Consider the following 19,350-nt stretch of genomic DNA (forward strand, 5'->3'; position numbering starts at 1 on the left):
TTTCCCCCCCCGCCGCTTTCTTCCTCTGGGGGCTCGCCCCCCCCCCCCCCCCCCCCCCCCCTCTCTCCCCCCCCCCCCCCCCCCCCCCCCCCCCCCCCAGCCCCTGTCGTCGGCGTCCCGAGCGGTCAGGCCGTCTCGACCGGCTTGCCGTCGTGCAGGGCGATCGCCCGCTGCATCGCCTTGCGGGCGCGGGGGGTGTCGCGGGCGTCGTGGTAGGCGACGGCCAGGCGGAACCAGCTCCGCCAGTCGCCGGGGGCGTCCTCCGTCTCGGCCTTGCGCAGAGCGAAGACCGCGTCGGCGGAGTCCCGGTCCACCCGGCCGCTGGGGGTGCGCGTCAGTTCGTCGACGGGCAGTCCGCCCTCGGCGTCGAGTTCGGCGGCGAGGGCGTTGGCCCGGCGGACGAACTGCGTGTTCTTCCAGAGGAACCACACGCCGATCACCGGCAGGATCAGCACCGCGATCCCGAAGGTCACGGTGAGGACGGTGCCGGTGCCGATCAGCATCACACCGCGGCTGCCGACCAGGGCGAAGTAGAAGACCAGGACGGCGGCCGTGAGGGCGTAGGAGATTTTCGCGCGCATGAGGGGCTGTAGCTCGGTCCGGGTCTCAGTTCAGGTCCAGGAAGTGTTCCAGGCCGAAGGTCAGGCCCGGAGTGGTCACCACCCGGCGGGCGCCCAGCAGGATGCCCGGCATGAAGCTGCTGTGGTGCAGGGAGTCGTGCCGGACGGTGAGGGTCTCGCCCTCGCCGCCGAGCAGGACCTCCTGGTGGGCCAGCAGCCCCCGCAGGCGGATCGCGTGCACCGGGACACCGTCGACGTCCGCGCCGCGGGCGCCGTCCAGGGCCGTGGCAGTGGCGTCGGGCGCCGGAGCGGAGCCTGCCTTCTGCCGGGCCTGGGCGATCAGCTGGGCCGTGCGGGTGGCGGTGCCGCTGGGGGCGTCCACCTTGTTCGGGTGGTGCAGCTCGACGACCTCGACGGACTCGAAGTACGGGGCGGCGATCTGCGCGAACCTCATGGTGAGTACGGCGCCGATGGAGAAGTTGGGCGCGATGAGCACGCCGGTCTCCGGGGAGCCGTCGAGCCAGCCCGTCAGCCGGGCGAGGCGTTCGTCGGTCCAGCCGGTCGTACCGACGACGGCGTGGATGCCGTGGCGTACGCAGTAGTCGAGGTTGTCCATCACCGAGTCCGGGGTGGTCAGCTCGACGGCGACCTGGGTGCCGGACTCGGCCAGCGTGTCCAGGCTGTCGCCGCGGCCCAGGGCGGCCACCAGCTCCATGTCCTCGGCGGCCTCGACCGCCCGCACCGCCTCGGCGCCGATCCGGCCCTTGGCACCGAGGACGGCCACGCGCAGCTTGCTCATGTTGTTCGCTTCCTTACCGGGAGTGTCGGGGCCGCCAGTGTCAGGCGACGACGTCGTGCAGCCGGGACGCCTGCTTGTCCTTCAGCGGGCCGATGACCGACAGGGAGGGCCGCCTGCCCAGGACGTCGCGGGCGACCGCGCGGACGTCGTCCGGCGTGACCGAGGCTATCCGGGCGAGCATGTCGTCGACCGACATCTGCTCGCCCCAGCACAGCTCGCTCTTGCCGATACGGTTCATCAGCGCGCCGGTGTCCTCCAGGCCGAGGACCGTGGAGCCCCGGAGCTGGCCGACGGCACGGCCGATCTCCTCGTCGGTGAGGCCGTGCTCGGCGACGTGGTCCAGCTCGTCGCGGCAGATCTTCAGCACGTCGTGCACCTGGGAGGGCCGGCATCCCGCGTAGACGCCGAAGAGGCCGCAGTCGGCGAAGCCCGAGGTGTACGAGTACACGCTGTAGGCCAGGCCGCGCTTCTCCCGTACCTCCTGGAAGAGGCGGGAGGACATGCCGCCGCCGAGGGCGGTGTTGAGGACGCCCAGCGCCCAGCGGCGCTCGTCGGTGCGGGCCAGCCCCGGCATGCCGAGGATGACGTGGGCCTGCTCGGTCTTGCGGCCGATCAGCTCGACGCGCCCGGCGGTGCGCAGGGTGCGGCGGCCGTCGCGCGGGGCGACGGGGGCGGCCACCGGTTCGCGGAAGGCGCCGGCCTTCTCGAAGGCGGCGCGGACCTGCCGTACGACCTTGTTGTGGTCGACGTTGCCGGCCGCGGCGACCACCAGGTGGGTGGGGTCGTAGTGCTTCTTGTAGAAGCGGCGGATGCGGTCGGCGGTGAGGGCGTTGACCGTGTCGACGGTGCCGAGGACGGGGCGGCCCAGCGCGTTGTCGCCGAACATGGTGTGCGCGAACAGGTCGTGCACGCAGTCGCCCGGGTCGTCCTCGGTCATCGCGATCTCCTCGAGAATCGCGCCGCGCTCGACGTCGACGTCCTCCTCGCGGATGAGCGAGCCGGTCAGCATGTCGCAGACCACGTCGATGGCGAGCGGCAGGTCGGTGTCGAGGACACGGGCGTAGTAGCACGTGTACTCCTTCGCCGTGAACGCGTTCATCTCGCCGCCGACCGCGTCGAGGGCGGAGGAGATGTCCAGGGCGCTGCGCCCCCGTGTTCCCTTGAAGAGCAGGTGCTCCAGGTAGTGGGTGGCGCCGTTCAGGGCCGGGGTCTCGTCGCGGGAGCCGACGTGCGCCCAGATGCCGAAGGTCGCCGAGCGGACCGAGGGGAGGGTCTCGGTGACGATGCGCAGGCCGCCCGGGAGGGTGGTCTTGCGGACCGTACCGGTGCCGTGCTCGCCCTTGATCAGGGTTTGGGTACGGGCGACGGCCCGCGCCTCCGAGGAGGTGCGGGCCGTCGCCTTGGCGCTACGGGACGTCACTGGTCGGCGTCGTCCTTCTTGTCGTCGTCGCCTGCTTCGCCCTCGATCACGGGGATCAGGGAGAGCTTGCCGCGGGAGTCGATCTCGGCGATCTCGACCTGGACCTTGGCGCCCACGCCGAGCACGTCCTCGACGTTCTCGACGCGCTTGCCGCCGGCGAGCTTGCGGATCTGCGAGATGTGCAGCAGTCCGTCCTTGCCGGGCAGCAGGGAGACGAACGCGCCGAAGGTGGTCGTCTTGACGACCGTGCCCAGGTAGCGCTCGCCGACCTCGGGCATGGTCGGGTTGGCGATGCCGTTGATCGTGGCGCGGGCGGCCTCGGCCTGCGAGCCCTGGGCGGCACCGATGTAGATGGTGCCGTCATCCTCGATCGTGATGTCGGCGCCCGTGTCCTCCTGGATCTGGTTGATCATCTTGCCCTTGGGGCCGATGACCTCACCGATCTTGTCCACGGGGATCTTGACCGTGATGATCCGCGGGGCGTTCGGGGACATCTCGTCCGGCGTGTCGATCGCTTCCATCATCACGTCGAGGATGTGGAGGCGGGCGTCACGGGCCTGCTTGAGGGCGGCGGCCAGGACGGAGGCGGGGATGCCGTCCAGCTTGGTGTCCAGCTGGAGGGCGGTCACGAACTCCTTGGTGCCGGCGACCTTGAAGTCCATGTCGCCGAAGGCGTCCTCCGCACCGAGGATGTCGGTGAGGGCGACGTAGTGCGTCTCGCCGTTGATCTCCTGGGAGATCAGGCCCATGGCGATACCGGCGACGGGGGCCTTCAGCGGCACACCGGCGTTCAGCAGCGACATGGTGGAGGCGCAGACGGAGCCCATGGACGTCGAGCCGTTGGAGCCGAGGGCCTCGGACACCTGGCGGATCGCGTAGGGGAACTCCTCGCGCGTCGGCAGCACCGGCACGATGGCGCGCTCGGCGAGGGCGCCGTGGCCGATCTCGCGGCGCTTCGGGGAGCCGACGCGGCCGGTCTCACCGACGGAGTACGGCGGGAAGTTGTAGTTGTGCATGTAGCGCTTGCGCGTCACCGGCGACAGCGTGTCCAGCTGCTGCTCCATGCGGAGCATGTTGAGGGTGGTGACGCCCAGGATCTGGGTCTCGCCACGCTCGAACAGGGCGGAGCCGTGGACGCGCGGGATGGCCTCGACCTCGGCGGCCAGGGTGCGGATGTCGGTGACACCGCGGCCGTCGATGCGCTTCTTCTCCTTGATGACGCGCTCACGGACCAGGGACTTGGTCAGCGAGCGGTACGCGGCGGAGATCTCCTTCTCGCGGCCCTCGAACTCCGGCAGGAGCTTCTCGGCGGCGAGCGCCTTGACGCGGTCCAGCTCGGCCTCGCGCTCCTGCTTGCCGGCGATGGTGAGCGCCTGCGTGAGCTCGGGCTTGACGGCACCGGTGAGCGCCTCGAGGACGTCGTCCTGGTAGTCCAGGAAGATCGGGAACTCGCCGGTCGGCTTGGCGGCCTTGGCGGCGAGGTCGGACTGCGCGCGGCAGAGCACCTTGATGAAGGGCTTCGCGGCGTCCAGACCGGCGGCGACGACCTCCTCGGTGGGCGCCTCGGCGCCGCCCTCGACGAGCTTGATGGTCTTCTCGGTGGCCTCGGCCTCGACCATCATGATCGCGACGTCGCCGTCCTCCAGGACGCGGCCCGCGACGACCATGTCGAAGACGGCGTCCTCGAGCTCGGTGTGCGTCGGGAAGGCCACCCACTGGCCGCGGATCAGCGCGACGCGGACGCCGCCGACCGGGCCGGAGAAGGGCAGACCGGCCAGCTGCGTGGACGCGGAGGCGGCGTTGATCGCCACGACGTCGTACAGGTGGTCGGGGTTGAGCGCCATGATCGTCGCGACGACCTGGATCTCGTTGCGCAGGCCCTTCTTGAAGGACGGGCGCAGCGGGCGGTCGATCAGGCGGCAGGTGAGGACGGCGTCCTCGGAGGGCCGGCCCTCGCGACGGAAGAAGCTGCCGGGGATCTTGCCGGCGGAGTACATCCGCTCCTCGACGTCCACCGTGAGGGGGAAGAAGTCGAGCTGGTCCTTGGGGTTCTTCGAGGCGCTGGTGGCCGACAGCACCATGGTGTCGTCGTCCAGGTAGGCCACGGCGGAGCCGGCGGCCTGGCGGGCCAGGCGGCCCGTCTCGAAGCGGATGGTGCGGGTACCGAAGGCGCCGTTGTCGATGACGGCCTCGGCGTAGTGGGTCTCGTTCTCCACTAGCGTTTTCTCCATTACGTGTCGTCTTTTGCCCCACCTCGCCCGTGTGGCGGGGGGACAGGGGTGGAGAAGCGCTGCGTCCTGTGCGGGCCGGTCTTCGATCGAAGCACCCGGGGTTCTGCCCCCCGGGGGCCACTACCGAGGACCGGCGGCGGCGAGGCGCGCTTCTCCTCGTGTCGTTCGTGTCCTGCGTCGTACTTGTCGTGCGTTCGTTCTTGTCGTGCGTCGTGCGTGTGGTTGTTCTGCTACCACACTACAAAGCGGTGGCGACACCGCGCACGTACAGCAAAGGGAGCGGCCCCCGAACGATGGGAACCGCCCCCTTCACGGCGTCTTACTTGGCGCCCGCCGCACCGCGGCGGATGCCGAGGCGCTCGACCAGCGCACGGAAGCGCTGGATGTCCTTCTTGGCCAGGTACTGCAGCAGCCGGCGGCGCTGACCGACCAGGATGAGCAGACCACGACGGGAGTGGTGGTCGTGCTTGTGGGCCTTGAGGTGCTCGGTCAGGTCGGAGATCCGACGGGACAGCAGAGCGACCTGGACCTCGGGGGAGCCGGTGTCGCCCTCCTTGGTACCGAACTCGGAGATGATCTGCTTCTTCACTGCGGCGTCGAGCGACACGCGTACTCCTCTGGGTCTGTGAGTGCCCACCGAGTGCCCCCGGTCTACTTCTCGGGGAATCTTCCGTGACTCGGAAGGCGGGGATCCGCTGGGCGCGACCTCCAGGGCTCCATGGCTCCGGGGGCGCGTACACAAACGGCCGTCACACAGCGTACCAGCCTGGGCGGAGGGGCCTGGACGCGGGCCCGGGCGGGCCGGCCACGGGGGTGCGGGGGCCGGGGGCCGGGGGCCGGGGGCCGGGGGCCGGGAGGCCGGACGCGGGTCCGGGTGGGGTGGGGTGGGGTGGGCGCGGTCGCGGTCGCGGTCGCGGTCGCGGTCGCGGTCGCGGTCCATCCTATGGGGCGCTCGGGTCCGGGTCCGGGTCCGGGTCCGCTCGCGTGGCCCCGCTCATGTGACGTCCTGCCCGGCGGACTCGCCGGCACCGCCTTCGGGTGACCGCCTTCACTCCTGCCGGTCATCCGCACCGGCTACATCGGCAAACCGCTGATCAGGGAGAACCGCGGCAAGTAGGGTGACCGCACAGCTCGTTGGCACAGCAGGAAGGACCGAGCCGCGATGGCCGACGCCGAGGACAGGGAACTGCGGGCACGCAAGGAGCGGGAGAGGGACGAGCTCTACTCCCTCGACATCTCCGGCGTCGAATGGCACAGCGCGCCCGGCACCGAGGAGCACGAGGAGCGGGTGGAGATCGCCTACCTTCCCGCGGGCGCCGTGGCCATGAGGTCGTCGCTCGACCCGGACACCGTGCTGCGGTACACGGAGGCGGAGTGGCGGGCCTTCGTGCTGGGGGCGCGGGACGGGGAGTTCGATCTGGAGCCGGCGACGCGGGACGGAGCCGCCGGCCCGGAATGAGGCGTCGGGGCGACGGGGACCGTCACGGTCCAGCCGCCGCACTGCTTCCGATGCCCAGGACCAGGTAGGTCCACTGCTTCTTCTGCTCGCCGGACGGACCGTTCGCGGACTTGGCGCCGAAGAAGATACGCCCGTCCTGGACGACCACGTCGTTCTCGTTCGTCAGCGTCAGCGGTTCGCCCTCGCTCGGCAGGTCGAAGTAGAAGTACGGCGTCTCCTTGTCCTTCTCGGGGTCCAGGGAGACGAGCGCGTTCGGCGAGACGTGGTCGTTGCTCAGGCGCAGGGCGAGGAGCCGGTCCCCGCTCATCCGCACCGGCTGGAGCAAGGAGCCCGGACCCGAGTCGAACTTCTTCGTGGTGTTCCCGGTCGCCGGGTCGAAGCCGATGATCCAGTTGGAGACCTGCTTCTCCGACTGGTCCTTGCTGCGGATGAACACCTGCCCCGCTCCGACGGCGACGGTCGGGCAGTCGTCGATCACCAGGTAGTCGGTGTACGCGCAGTCGGCGACGTACGCGCCGTTGCGGAGACCGACCGTGGCGCGGTTGCGTCCCTTGTCGTCGAGGGACAGCAGGTCGGTGATCTCGGTGTCGCCGCCGGCGACGGCGAGGACCGGCGGCTCGCTGGACGGCACGCGCAGATCGCGGATGCCCTTCGCGGCCGAGTACGTCCACAGGGACCGGCCCGTGACCGGGTCCACCTTCCGCACCTTGTACGTGACGTGCTGCCAGGACGCGTCCGACACGCTTTCGTCGGTGCTCCAGCACTGCTGGCGCACGAGCAGGGCGCGTCCGCCGGCCGCTCCCATGTCCTGGCAGGGCGCGGTGGCCTTCGTGGCCCACCGGTTCGTGCCCTTCTCCATGTCGTACCCGATGGTGCCGCCGCCCCAGGTCACCGCGACCGTGTCGTGCGTCAGCGTCACGCTCGGCCGGTCCTGGCTGCTGCGGCCCGTGGCCATACCCGTGCCGGGACCGGCGACGGAGTAGGGGAAGCGGTCCTCCCAGACCAGGCGGCCGTCGTCGAGGTCGACCAAGGCGACCTGGTTGCAGTACGCGTCCTCCTCCTGATCGTTCGCGCGGAAGTGCACGGCGGTCCGGTGGTCGACGGTCACATGGCGGGTGTAGCCGCAGATCGGGCCGTCCAGCCCGAGCCTCCACTCCTCCTCACCGGGCGCGACGTCGGTGCCGATCCGCATGCCGACGAGGGTCTTGTTGACGCCCTTGGCGAGGATGCGGTCCGTGGCCCACATCCCCGGCATCTCCACGTGCTCACCGGGGACCATGTCGTCCACGGAGAAGCGGAAGGCCATCTCTCCCACGGTGCTCGCGGGTTGCTGCTCGACCGTCTCCCGGACGTCGAGGGGCCCCTGCGCGTCCGCGGCCCGCGCCTTGTCCGTCGACGCGGTGTCCCCGCCCGTACCCCACAACAGCCAACCGCCGCAGGCCAGTCCCGCGGCGCCGATGACCGCGAGCAGGCCTGTCAGCACGTTCCGGCCGCGTGTCGGCTCGCGGGTCTCCGTGTGCGGCGGGGGCTGGGTCATGGAGGGGGCGGGCCGAAGCTCACGCGTGGGTCCTCTTCCTGTTCCTGGGAGTTCCCGCGATGGGATGACGGGAGGCGCTCCTAACTATGCCGGTGCCTTGATCACGAGCGGGCACACACGGGGTGACCCGGCGTCGACCCCCACCGCTCATGTCCGGTTTCTGTCCGACTTGTTCGTGGATGTCGCATGGCGCATGCACGGATTCGGAAACGAGGTACGGCACTTCGGGTCAGGCTGTGACGCACAGGGCGGATGCTGGGGTGAGGACGGGGCTGCCGGGGCGGGGCGTGTGGTGATTAGGCTGGGTCCCGGCGCGACGCCAGAACCCGTGACCCGGGCGTCGGCGTCGTACGGGGAGGGCCGACGATCGGACGACCTCGTTTCACTTCGGACAACGTCGGACGACAAAAACGGTCGCCCCAGCACGGTATGAGGGTGCTCGACCACATCAGGAGGAACTGTGAGCAGCGATCGGGACGGGATGCGCGGGGGCTGGGCGACACCCGGCGACGACCAGCCCGACGCGGAGTCCGCGAACGAGACGACGGGCGAGTTCACCATCGACTACGCCCCGCCCGCCTGGTACACGCAGAACGCGTCGAGCGATGCGGACCAGGGGCAGGGGCAGGGAGCGGGCTCGGCCGGCGGTTCGGGAGCCGGGTCCTCGCCCGCCGCCGGTTCTTCCGGTCCCTCCGGTGCTTCCGGTGCTTCCGGTGCTTCCGCCTCTGGTCCTTTCGCTCCGGCCGCGCCTCGTGGGCCGGTTCCTCCGTTGCCCGGGTTGACGCCGCCGCCGCACGCCAACCCGTCCGGCGGTCCCTCCGCCCTGCCCGCTCACACGCCTCCCTTCGCGCCGCCGCCCCCGGCGCCCGCTCCGGGAGCCCCCTTCACGCCACCAGCGCCGGCGCCTGCGCCGTTCACGCCGCCCGTGTCCTCTGCCGGCGGGCCGACCGGTGTGCCCAGGCTGCCGATCGGGAGCGGGTTCGAGCCGCAGCAGCCGCAGGCACGGCCCGAGCCGGATGCGGGGCCCGAGCCGGATGCGCGGCCGGGACCGCAGGTGCGGCCGGAGTCGGAGGAGGCGGACGTACCCGCCGCTCAGGGCCCGGCGTCGCCCACGGCCGTGCCGACGTTCCCTGCCGGTGGGTTCCAGCTGCAAGCCCCCGCTCCCCCGCCCGCGGACGAGCCGGAGACCGACAACGGCGATCTGGAGAGCGGCGCCACCATGCGCTTCTCCTCGGCCGCCCTGAAGCGGGAGATCGCCGAGCGCGCCGCTGCGGACGATGCCCGGCAGGACGAAGGCTCCGAGGTCACGGCCGAGCAGGACTCCGTCGCTGCCGAGGTGGCCGGTGAAGGCGCCCCGGACGTGAACGTCGCGGCGGCGGAGGACTTCGGTGGACCCGGGAGCGACCACGGGTCCGTGGTCACCGATGGTCCGGATCTCACCGACGGCCCGGTGCTCGACGACGGCCCGGGGCTCGACGACGGTGCGGCCCCTGCTGACGGTTCCGAGCCCGCCGAATCCGGCGAGCAGGGCCACCCAGTCGACGGGGACGGTACGGCCGAGGGGCCGGGGAGCATGGAGGACATCGCCGGCTCCGACGCTTCCGGCGAGGCCGAGGACAACTTCGGAGAGTCCGAGGAGTCCGCGAGGTCCGTGGGGTCCGTGGGGTCCGACGAGGTTTCCGGTGCCGCGGACAGCGGCGCGGGCGAGACCGGTCTGGGCGGTCCGACCCAGGACGTCGAGGCCGAGCCGGTCGCTCCCGTGGCTGAGGTCGCCGAGCCCGAGCCCGAGCCCGGGGACAGGATTCCGGCCCAGGACGCGCCCGAGGACGCGGTGCCTCACCTCGAGGAAGCCCGGCCCGAGGCGGAGGCCGCGACCCCCGCGGACGACGAACCGCAGGACGCCCCGCCTGCCGAGACGGCACCCGCGTCGCAGGGTGGAGTCCCGCCGCTGCCCCCGTCGTACCCTCCCGCTGCTCCCGCGCCCGCGCATCAGTGGCCCGCGCAGCCGCAGCCCGCCCCCGCCGCTCCGGAGCAGCCGAACGTCCCGGTCCAGCAGCCGGCGTTCCAGCCGCAGGCCCCCCAGCCGGCGCCCGCCGCGTGGAGTCCCGCGCCGGTGCCGCCCGACCAGGTGCCCGGACAGCCCGCGCCGCAGGCCGGTTACGGCTTCCCGCAGCCCGGTGCGGCGACTCACCCGGCCCATCCTCCGGTGCAGCCCGGCGGTTACGGCTTCCCCCAGACGCCCGCACCGTACGGGCAGCAGCCTCAGCCCGGCGTACCTCCGCAGGGTCAGCCCCAGGCGAACCCGCAGCCCTCACAGGCCGCGCCGTACCCGGCACAGCAGGGCTTCGCCCCACAGACACCACCGGCCCAGCCGGCCCGGCCGGCCCAGCCGAACCAGCCGCAGCCGCAGCCGCAGGGGCAAGTCCCCCAGGGCCAGGCTCCGCAGGCTCCCCCGCTCCCGTACGCTCAGCAGCCGCAAGCCCCGCACGCCCCACAGGCCCCACAGGCCCCTGAAACGGCGCACGCCCCCCAGGCGTTGCACCACCCAGGCCAGCCCGGTCAGTCCGGTCAGCCGGATCAAGCACAGCAGGTGCCCCACCCCCAGCACCCCCAGCACCCCCACGCTCCGGCGCCGCAACCGCCCATCGACCCCCGTCTCGGTGCCGCCTGGCCGCAGCCGATACAGCACGACCAGCGCCAGCCCACCAACCCCGGTGCCGCGCCGCTCGGTTACACCGCGGCCGTGGAGCTGTCGTCGGACCGGCTGCTCAACAACAAGCGGCAGAAGGCGAAGAGCAGCCGTCCGGCCTCCGGCGGCTCCCGCTTCAAGCTGGGCGGCAAGAAGGAGGAGGCCGAGCGGCAGCGCAAGTTGGAGCTGATCCGTACCCCGGTGCTGTCCTGCTACCGCATCGCCGTCATCAGCCTCAAGGGCGGTGTCGGCAAGACGACCACGACCACCGCCCTCGGTTCCACGCTCGCCACCGAGCGGCAGGACAAGATCCTCGCGATCGACGCCAACCCGGACGCCGGTACGCTCGGCCGTCGCGTGCGCCGCGAGACCGGCGCCACCATCCGCGACCTCGTCCAGGCGATCCCGTACCTCAACTCGTACATGGACATCCGGCGGTTCACCTCCCAGGCGTCGTCCGGGCTGGAGATCATCGCCAACGACGTCGACCCGGCCGTGTCCACGACCTTCAACGACGAGGACTACCGGCGCGCGATCGACGTACTCGGCAAGCAGTACCCGATCATCCTCACCGACTCGGGCACCGGCCTGCTGTACAGCGCCATGCGCGGGGTGCTCGACCTCGCCGACCAGTTGATCATCATTTCGACGCCGTCCGTGGACGGTGCGAGCAGCGCCAGTACGACGCTGGACTGGCTGTCCGCGCACGGGTACGCCGACCTGGTCTCCCGGTCCATCACCGTCATCTCGGGGGTCCGCGAGACCGGCAAGATGATCAAGGTCGACGACATCGTGGGGCACTTCCAGACGCGGTGCCGGGGCGTCGTCGTGGTGCCGTTCGACGAGCACCTGGCCGCGGGCGCCGAGGTCGACCTCGACATGATGCGGCCCAAGGTCCGGGAGGCGTACTTCAACCTCTCGGCGATGGTCGCCGAGGACTTCGTGCGCCACCAGCAGTCGCACGGCCTGTGGACGGCCGACGGCAACCCGCCGCCGGTCGCCGCACCGCCGCTGCCGGGCCAGAACTACCCGGGCCAGCAGGTGCCGGGGCATCACATGCCCGGACAGCAGCCCATGCCCGGACAACAACCCACGCCGGGACAGCAGCCCATGCCCGGCCAGCCCGGTATGCCCCCCCAGTACGCCGAGCCGGGGCAGCCCGGCCAGCCGTATCCGCAGCAGCCCGGCCAGCCGTACCCCCAGCCGGGCGGGCCGTACGCCCAGCCGCCGGGTTACGGATACCCGCAACCCGGTCAGCACGAGGTGCAGGCGCCTCCGCAGGCTCCTCCGCAGCCGCCCCAGCAGTAGCCACGGACGGCGAAGGGCGGCCGGTGCTCGTGAGCACCGGCCGCCCTTCGCCGTCTCGGGGAGGGGAGGGGCTCGGCGCTACGACGCCGCCGCGACCAGGCCGCGGCAGCGCTCCACGTCCTCGGCCATCTGCTCCAGGAGCGCGTCCAGCGTCTCGAACTTCGCCTGACCGCGTACGAAGGCCAGGAAGTCCACGGCGACGTGCAGGCCGTACAGGTCGAGGCCCACGCGGTCGATGGCGTACGCCTCGACCGTGCGCTCGGTGCCCTCGAACTGCGGGTTGGTGCCGACGGAGATCGCGGCCGGCATCGCCTCGCCCTGCGCGTGCAGCCAGCCGGCGTATACACCGTCGGCCGGGATGGCGGTGTGCGGGAGCGTCTCCACGTTGGCCGTGGGGAAGCCGAGCTCGCGGCCGCGCTGGGCGCCCCGGACCACGACGCCCTCGACGCGGTGCGGTCGGCCGAGGATCTCCGCGGCGCCCGCGACGTCGCCCTCGGCGACGAGGCGACGGGTGAGGGTGGAGGAGAACGGCTCGCCGCCGCCCGCCTCACCGGTCACGTACAGGTCCACGACCTCGACCTCGAAGTCGTAGATCTTGCCCTGCTCGACCAGGAAGTCCACGTTCCCGGCCGCCTTGTGGCCGAAGCGGAAGTTGGGGCCCTCGACGACCGCCTTGGCGCGCAGCCGGTCGACCAGCACCTTCACCACGAAGTCGGCCGCGGACAGCTTCGAGAACTCCGTCGTGAACGGCAGGATCAGCACCGCGTCCACACCCAGGTCCGCCATCAGTTCGGCGCGGCGGTGGTGCGGGGCGAGCAGCGGGGGGTGGCTGCCGGGGCGGACCACCTCGCTGGGGTGCGGGTCGAAGGTGACGACGACGGTGGGGACGCCCAGCTCGCGGGCGCGGTCCACGGCGTGCTGGATGATCAGCTGGTGCCCGCGGTGGACGCCGTCGTAGGAGCCGATGGTGACGACGCTGCGTCCCCAGTCCTCGGGGATGTCCTCCAAGCCACGCCAGCGCTGCACTGTGTCTGCTCCTTGTCGCAAACTCGTCGGAGTCGATGCCTCTTACGCAGCTCTAAGAGTGCCATGCCGTGCGCTTCCCGCCCGCATCGGTATGCGCGCTGTGACCGGGTGCACGCCCCGCGGAGCGGGCCCCGGTCACGCGGGGACCCGGGCGCCCGCCAGATTCTCGAGGGTGCGGCGCGCGCTGGGGCCCACCAGCGCGGCCCAGTCCTGCGGTGCGTCGGCCAGCCAGCCGGTCACCCGGGCGGCGAATCCGGGGACGTGGCGTGCCAGCTCGACCAGACCGCGGTCGAAACGGGTGGCGCCGTCCGGCGTGCGGACGAGGAGCAGGCCGGTGCGGTGGACGAGGACGCGCAGGTGCTCGCCTCCGCAGCGGACGGCCCCGTGCAGCAGCGCGTCCAGGACGGCGGGGTCCTGCTCGCGGGCCAGGAGGTGTTCGCGCAGCTCGCGGCGGAGCGGCCCGCGGCCGGGCGGGCCGTCGGCGGCCAGTACACCGGCGAGCGCGGCCCGTACGGGCTCGGGGCCGTCGTCCAGCAGGGCGGTGACCAGGGGGTGGAGGACGGAGCGGGCAGCGGGGTCGTGGTCGAGTCGCCGGTCGACGTAGGCCGCCATGTGCCCGGCGGTCTCCGGGCGCTCCGCCACCGCGTCCCCCAGGAGGACGGCGACCCGTCGGGCGAGCGCAGGCGTGGTGGCGTCGGTGAGTCCGCGCAGGGCCTCCCCGGAGTCCGGGCCGCGCAGCCGGGCGCGGAAGGCCCCGAGGACGGGCTCCGGGTGGGTCGGCAGGGCGGCGGCCATGGCGCCCGGCGGGAGGTGGGGGTCGCCGGCCGCGAAGTGGTCGAGGGCCCTCGGGAGGTGGCGGTCGCGGCTCTCGGGGTCCTGGACGAGCAGGGCGAGCGCGCCGCCGTGCAGGGGATCGTCGGCCGGGCCGGCGAGCAGGACCAGGGCGGCGTGGCGCAGCAGGGTGCGGTCTGCGCCGGTCCGTGCGTGCGGGGCGGTGCGCAGGGCGTGGGTCACCGCCGCCGATCGGCGTGCCGGCCGCTCGTCGCGGGCCCACCGCTCGACGGCCCGGCAGAGGGCGGACGGTTCGTCCTCGGCCAGGACGGCGAGCAGTTCGTCGGCCCGCCGGTGCGGGCTGTCGACGAGTGCCTCGGTGAGGCCGTCCAGACCGCGGTGGCGGTGGGTGTGCAGCAGCGCCTGCGCGGCGGTGGCGACGGTCGCGTGCGGGGTGGCGGGCAGGGGCCGATCGTCGTCGAACCAGCGGAGGAGGAGCGGCTGCACGGTTCCGGGGTCCGCGGCCAGCAGTTCGGCGACGGTGTCGAGGTGGCGGGGGCCGGGCTCGTGCGGGGGGCCGTCGGCTAGGACGAGGCGGCGGAGCAGGTCCAGGCGCGTGGCTTGCGGAAGGCGCAGGGTGGTCCAGAAGGCGGGGCCGAACTCCTCCGGCGTCCGCCTTTCACCGCCGCGTTCGGCGATGCCGTCGGCGAGCAGCCGCAGCACCTCCGTGTACGGCCCCGCGTCGGGCACCCGAGTCAGCACGTCGGCGACCAGCCGTGCGGCCCACCAGGAATGCGGGTCTGCGTCGAGCGCGGTGACCAGCTCTTCCAGGGTCAGGGCGAGTTGGGGGACTCCGCGTTGCCGGCCGAGCAGCAGTACCGCCTCGGCGACGGGGCCGATGCGGTGGTGCGGCACGGGCAGGGCTTGGGGTTCGCGCAGCGTACCGCGGTGGTGGACGAGGGCGCGCAGGGCCTCGTCCAGGTCGAGGTGCGTGCCCTGGATCCAGTCGGCGAGTTCCTCGTGCGCGAAGCGGTAGCCGGCGCCGGCGGGGACGAGGAGGCCCTCGGCCAGTACGGCGGTCGCCCAGCCGGTGCCGCCACCGAGCCGGGCGGGGGCCTGCCCCGGCGGGAAGAGGAGCTCGAACGACTCGCGGTCCAGCTCCCCCCGCCCGGGGCCGAGGCTGCGCCGGGCGGCCTCGTGCACCTGCCCGGAGACCTTCGCCGCTAGTCGGCGTACGGCGGTGCCGCGCAGGCCGTTCTCCGCCGCGAGGCGGGTCGCGACGCGCAGGCACATCAGGTCCAGGTAGGCCGCGAAGACCCCGTCCCGGTCGAGGCCGACGAGGGGTGGGGGGCCGGGGAGGGCCTCGTAGACCTCCGCGAGCAGGCGCAGCGTGAGGGGGTGTCGGTCGTCCGGGTCCGCGAGGACTCCGTCCGGCAGGCCGTAGCGGGCGCGCGCCTCCCGGGCCTCGTCGTCGCGCAGGTCGCCGACGCGGACACAGGGCGGACGCCCCACGCCGATCGGTTCGCCCGACGCCCGGACCGCCACGGCCCGGGTCCCGACAGGGGCGGCCTGCACCCTGGACGGCATCCGGTCCGCCTCCGGCGGAGAACCGACGCCTTCGGACGACGCCCCGGCCGCCCCCGACACGGCCCCGGCCGACGACCCGCCCCCGACGGCCCCGGACGGCAACCCGGTCAAGACGATCCCGGACGACGGGACACGCCCACCGAACGGACCGCCCGCCCCGGAGCCGGACGAGGGCCACCGCACCCCGCCCGCCGGCTCCCCTACGACGACCGCCCGGGCACTCGGACCGCCGACGGCCGCCTCCGCACCCGACGCCTCACCGGCGACGACCCCCACTCCCGCTGCCCCGGAGCCGGAGGAGGGCCACCGCGCCCCGCCCGCCGACTCCCCTACGACGACCGCCCGGGCACTCGGACCGCCGACGGCCGCCTCCGCACCCGACGCCTCACCGGCGACGACCCCCACTCCCGACGCCCCGGAGACGGAGACGGAAGAGGGCCACCGCACCCCCGCCCCTCGCCCCGCCCGCCACTCCCCCACACAGGCCGCCGAAGACGACGCCCGCCTCACCGACCCGTACAGCAGCTCCGCCGGGAACTCCGCGCCGGCCCGCTCCCAGTACTCGCCCCGGCAGGCCATGACGAGCCGTGTCCCCGTCTCCGCGAGCCAGGCCGCCGTGCCCTCGGTCCACTCGGGGAGGCGGTGGGCCAAGGCGGCCGGCATCTCCTCGGGGCCGTCGAGAAGGAGCAGGAGCGGGCGCCCGGCGGCGCGGGCGAGGTGGGCGAGGCGCTCCGGCGTGATGTCGCCGAGGCCCGTGGGACGTGCGGGGTCCGACGCGGCCACGAGACGTGCGGCCCGGGCCAGCACCCTGCGCGCCGCGTCGGCCGGCGACCTGTCGTCGTCACGCAGCTCGGCGCCCCGCAGCCACAGCGTGGGGGCCGGTTCGGCGCCCCGGGAGCGGCGGGCGGCGAGGGCCGCCAGTTCCGTCGTGCGGCCGCTGCCCGGTGGGCCGACCAGCCCGAGCACACGGGCGGGGCTGCTGGTGAAGGCGGTCAGCTCCCTCGCCACGGCGGCCCGCTCGACCGGGGCCACGGCAGCGGCGCCACCACTGCCGTCGGCCTCGACGCCGACCCGGAACCCGCCCGGGCCGGAACCTTCACCGCCGGGCACCCCCGGCGGACCGTCCCGCCCCACCGAGGTCGCGGTGAGCGCGAGGACGCCGGCCAGGTTCAGGTCGGCGCCGTAGGCCGGGACCGTCGCCGCGTTCTCCGCGAGGAGGGCGGCGAGGGGGCCGGGGGCAGGCGGCAGCGGCACGGCGAAGCCGACGTCGCTGTGTCCGGAACTCAGGGCGGTGCCGAGGACGCCGAGGACCGCGCCGGTCGTGAGGTCGAGGACGGGTCCGCCCGCCGCGCCCCCGCCGAGACGCAGCGCGTCCCTTCCCGAGATGCCGAGCGCCAGCTCCAGCGCGTCACGGAGGACGTGGAAGCGGTCCGTGGCCGCGTAGTGGACGTCGGTGGCGCCCAGGAGCCGGGCCTCGCGCCAGCCGCCGGCGGCGAGCCGCACGTAGGTGCCCGCCTCCACGCGGTCCCGTGCGCTGATGGGCAGCGGCCGGACGCCGAGGCCCGCACCGCGCACGAGTGCGAGGCCGAGGGCGGGCAGCGGCGTCACGTCGGCGGCGGCCACCACACGGCAGCGGCCGCCGGCGGTGCTCAGCACGAGCCGGGGCAGACCGTCGACCGCTTCGTGGCTGGTGACCACCGTCCCGTGGTGGTCGGCGACGAACCCCGCGCCGCGGGGGCGGCCGGCGAGGTCGTGGATCCGGAGCAGGACGTCGTCGGGCGGGCACCGCCCCGGGCCGGCTTCCGGGGCCCGCGCATCGTCGCGCGCGTCCTGGAGGCCGGCCCGGGACCGCCGTGCCGCCCTGTCGCTGTCCGCCTCCCGGGACCGGTTCCGCGACGCCATCGTCGAGCCTCCCCGCCGTACACCCGTGCTGTGCGTTCGACGGTAGGCCGATGATGATCAGCGGGACAGGTCCCGTGACGAAAGCGCCCCCTTCCACACCCCTGGTTCACTCCGAGCGCCTGCCCGGACGGGTGAACAGGAGGGGAAGGTTGGATACACCCTAGGAGGTGGGGGAACCGAGGGGGACCGTGGAGCGGCGGCAGTGGTAGTCCCCGTGGTCGCCGCTCCACGGGCGGGGTCCGGCGGCGGGCCGGCTCAGCCGAAGACGGCCAGGCTCTTGGCCCTGCCCCGCTGCTCCTCCACGAGCGCGAGGAAGCGGCCCTCGGGGTCGAAGACGGCTACGGCACCTGCGCCCGCGTAGACCTCGGGCATCTCCAGCCGTACGCCGTTGAGGAGCAGTCGGGCCCGCTTGGCGTCCACGTCCCAGCGGGGGAAGGCGGCACCGGCGGCCTCCGCGATCGGCATCACGGTCAGCTCCTGCTGGAGCTGGTCCAGCGTCTTCGCCGTGTCCAGCTTGTACGGCCCCACGCGGGTGCGGCGCAGCGCCGTGAGGTGACCGCCGACGCCGACGGCGGCGCCCAGGTCGCGGGCCAGGGCCCGGATGTAGGTCCCGGAGGAGCAGACCACCGAGACCACCAGGTCCAGCACGGGGGTGCCGTCCTCGGCGACGGCGTCCCGGACGTCGTACACCGCGAAGGAGGAGACGGTGACGGGGCGGGCGGGGATCTCGAACTCCTCGCCCTCGCGCGCCCGCTTGTAGGACCGCACGCCGTTGATCTTGATGGCGCTGACCTTGGACGGCACCTGCATGATCTCGCCGGTCAGCTCGGCGACGGCCGCGTCGACGGACTCCCGGGTGACCTTCGAGGCGTCGACCGACCTCGTGATCTCGCCCTCGGCGTCGTCGGTCGGCGTCGTCTGCCCGAGCCTGATGGTGCCCAGGTACTCCTTCTCGGTGAGGGCGAGGTGCCCGAGGAGCTTGGTGGCCCGCTCCACGCCGAGGACCAGGACGCCCGTCGCCATGGGGTCGAGCGTGCCGGCGTGCCCGACGCGCCGCGTCCGGGCGATGCCCCGCATCTTGGCGACGACGTCGTGCGAAGTGAAGCCCGACGGCTTGTCGACGATGACAAGGCCGTCGGGCGTGGTGTGCTTCTCGCTCATTTAGCGGTGTCGTCCGTCTCGTCGCCCTCGACGACCTCGTCGGCCTCGTCGTCCTCGCCCGGCTTGCGGTACGGGTCCGCCTCGCCGGCGTACGCGGCGCCCGCGGACGCCTCGCGCACCTTCTCGTCGGACTGGCGCGCCTTGTCGAGGAGGTCCTCGATGTTGCGGGCGGTGTCCGGCAGGGCGTCCATGACGAAGGTCAGGGTCGGGGTGAACTTCACGCCCGCGGCCTTGCCGACCTCGGAGCGCAGGATTCCCTTGGCGCTCTCCAGGCCCGCCGAGGCGGCGGCGCGCTCCTCGTCGTCGCCGTACACCGTGTAGAAGACGGTCGCCTCCCGCAGGTCACCCGTGACCCGGGTGTCCGTGATGGTGACGTGCGAGCCGAGCCGCGGGTCCTTGATCCCGCGCTGCAGCTTCTGGGCCACCACCTCTCGGATGAGGTCCGCCAGCCTTTTCGCCCGCGCGTTGTCGGCCACTGGTCCGTCTCCCGTTCTTTCTTCTTCTCGTTCTCGGTCAGTCGTCTTCGCCGTGGAAGCGCCGTCTGACGGACAGCAGCTCCACCTCGGGGCGGCCGGCCACCAGCCGTTCGCACCGGTCGAGTACGTCACTGAGGTGCCCCGCGTCGCCGGACACCGTCGCCAGGCCGATGACGGCCCGGCGGTGCAGGTTCATGTGATCCACCTCCGCCGCGCTCACCGCGTACTTCCGCTGGAGTTCGGCGACGATCGGGCGGACGACGGAGCGCTTCTCCTTCAGCGAATGTACGTCGCCGAGGAGGAGGTCGAAGGACAGCGTCCCCACATACATGTGTAACCGGTTCACCCGCCGGTACGGGATCGGTGGCCCCGCCATCCATGGGGCGGGGACACCAGAACCGTACAACGAACGGCCGGGGCCGAT

At 73.0% G+C, this 19,350-nt stretch carries 13 protein-coding genes; 2 read left to right on the forward strand and 11 right to left on the reverse strand.

Translation table 11 applies throughout. The features are described from left to right. Window positions 1-125 precede the first annotated feature (125 nt). From AC07FV_RS34320 to rpsO, 5 genes are all read right to left on the reverse strand, one after another. Window positions 126-581, reverse strand: a complete 456-nt coding sequence (locus AC07FV_RS34320) for a tetratricopeptide repeat protein (RefSeq protein ID WP_479091643.1) — start codon at window positions 579-581, stop codon at window positions 126-128. A 25-nt stretch (window positions 582-606) separates the two neighbouring features. Beyond that, a complete protein-coding gene (gene dapB, locus AC07FV_RS34325; RefSeq protein ID WP_479091645.1) occupies window positions 607-1,359 on the reverse strand; it encodes a 4-hydroxy-tetrahydrodipicolinate reductase in 753 nt (250 codons plus the stop codon). A gap of 40 nt (window positions 1,360-1,399) precedes the next feature. Then, complete coding sequence (locus AC07FV_RS34330; protein WP_479091646.1) at window positions 1,400-2,779, reverse strand: M16 family metallopeptidase; 1,380 nt, start codon at window positions 2,777-2,779, stop codon at window positions 1,400-1,402. Then, the gene (locus AC07FV_RS34335) at window positions 2,776-4,995 is read right to left on the reverse strand and encodes a polyribonucleotide nucleotidyltransferase (protein ID WP_479024177.1); all 2,220 of its coding nucleotides are present in this window, start codon (window positions 4,993-4,995) and stop codon (window positions 2,776-2,778) included. Before AC07FV_RS34335 ends, AC07FV_RS34330 begins: the two co-directional genes overlap by 4 nt. A 334-nt stretch (window positions 4,996-5,329) precedes the next feature. Continuing rightward, window positions 5,330-5,617, reverse strand: a complete 288-nt coding sequence (rpsO, locus tag AC07FV_RS34340) for a 30S ribosomal protein S15 (protein WP_356297798.1) — start codon at window positions 5,615-5,617, stop codon at window positions 5,330-5,332. A gap of 555 nt (window positions 5,618-6,172) precedes the next feature. Here rpsO and AC07FV_RS34345 point away from each other — a divergent pair. Beyond that, the gene (locus AC07FV_RS34345) at window positions 6,173-6,469 is read left to right on the forward strand and encodes a DUF397 domain-containing protein (protein ID WP_356612659.1); all 297 of its coding nucleotides are present in this window, start codon (window positions 6,173-6,175) and stop codon (window positions 6,467-6,469) included. A 22-nt stretch (window positions 6,470-6,491) separates the two neighbouring features. On the opposite strand, the gene AC07FV_RS34350 is transcribed toward AC07FV_RS34345, so the two are convergent. Beyond that, complete coding sequence (locus AC07FV_RS34350; RefSeq protein ID WP_479091648.1) at window positions 6,492-8,006, reverse strand: outer membrane protein assembly factor BamB family protein; 1,515 nt, start codon at window positions 8,004-8,006, stop codon at window positions 6,492-6,494. Between the two features lie 460 nt (window positions 8,007-8,466). On the opposite strand from AC07FV_RS34350, the gene AC07FV_RS34355 reads away from it, so the two are divergent. After that, window positions 8,467-12,003, forward strand: a complete 3,537-nt coding sequence (locus AC07FV_RS34355) for an SCO5717 family growth-regulating ATPase (RefSeq protein ID WP_479091649.1) — start codon at window positions 8,467-8,469, stop codon at window positions 12,001-12,003. Between the two features lie 78 nt (window positions 12,004-12,081). Here the strand turns inward: AC07FV_RS34355 and AC07FV_RS34360 are convergent, their stop codons facing one another. From AC07FV_RS34360 to AC07FV_RS34380, 5 genes are all read right to left on the reverse strand, one after another. After that, window positions 12,082-13,029 (reverse strand): bifunctional riboflavin kinase/FAD synthetase, encoded by a 948-nt coding sequence (locus tag AC07FV_RS34360; protein ID WP_479091650.1) that lies wholly within the window; start codon window positions 13,027-13,029, stop codon window positions 12,082-12,084. A gap of 135 nt (window positions 13,030-13,164) precedes the next feature. Beyond that, window positions 13,165-17,289 carry a hypothetical protein gene (locus tag AC07FV_RS34365; protein ID WP_479091651.1) on the reverse strand — a complete coding sequence of 1,375 codons (4,125 nt, stop codon included), beginning with the start codon at window positions 17,287-17,289 and terminating at the stop codon, window positions 13,165-13,167. A gap of 255 nt (window positions 17,290-17,544) precedes the next feature. After that, window positions 17,545-18,450 (reverse strand): tRNA pseudouridine(55) synthase TruB, encoded by a 906-nt coding sequence (truB, locus tag AC07FV_RS34370; RefSeq protein ID WP_479091652.1) that lies wholly within the window; start codon window positions 18,448-18,450, stop codon window positions 17,545-17,547. After that, window positions 18,447-18,926: a 30S ribosome-binding factor RbfA gene (rbfA, locus tag AC07FV_RS34375; RefSeq protein ID WP_356612648.1), complete on the reverse strand. Its 480-nt coding sequence runs from the start codon at window positions 18,924-18,926 to the stop codon at window positions 18,447-18,449. Before rbfA ends, truB begins: the two co-directional genes overlap by 4 nt. Before the next feature lie 37 nt (window positions 18,927-18,963). Beyond that, complete coding sequence (locus AC07FV_RS34380; RefSeq protein WP_356612674.1) at window positions 18,964-19,257, reverse strand: DUF503 domain-containing protein; 294 nt, start codon at window positions 19,255-19,257, stop codon at window positions 18,964-18,966. Window positions 19,258-19,350 lie beyond the last annotated feature (93 nt).

Source organism: Streptomyces sp. NPDC045956, assembly GCF_056430705.1.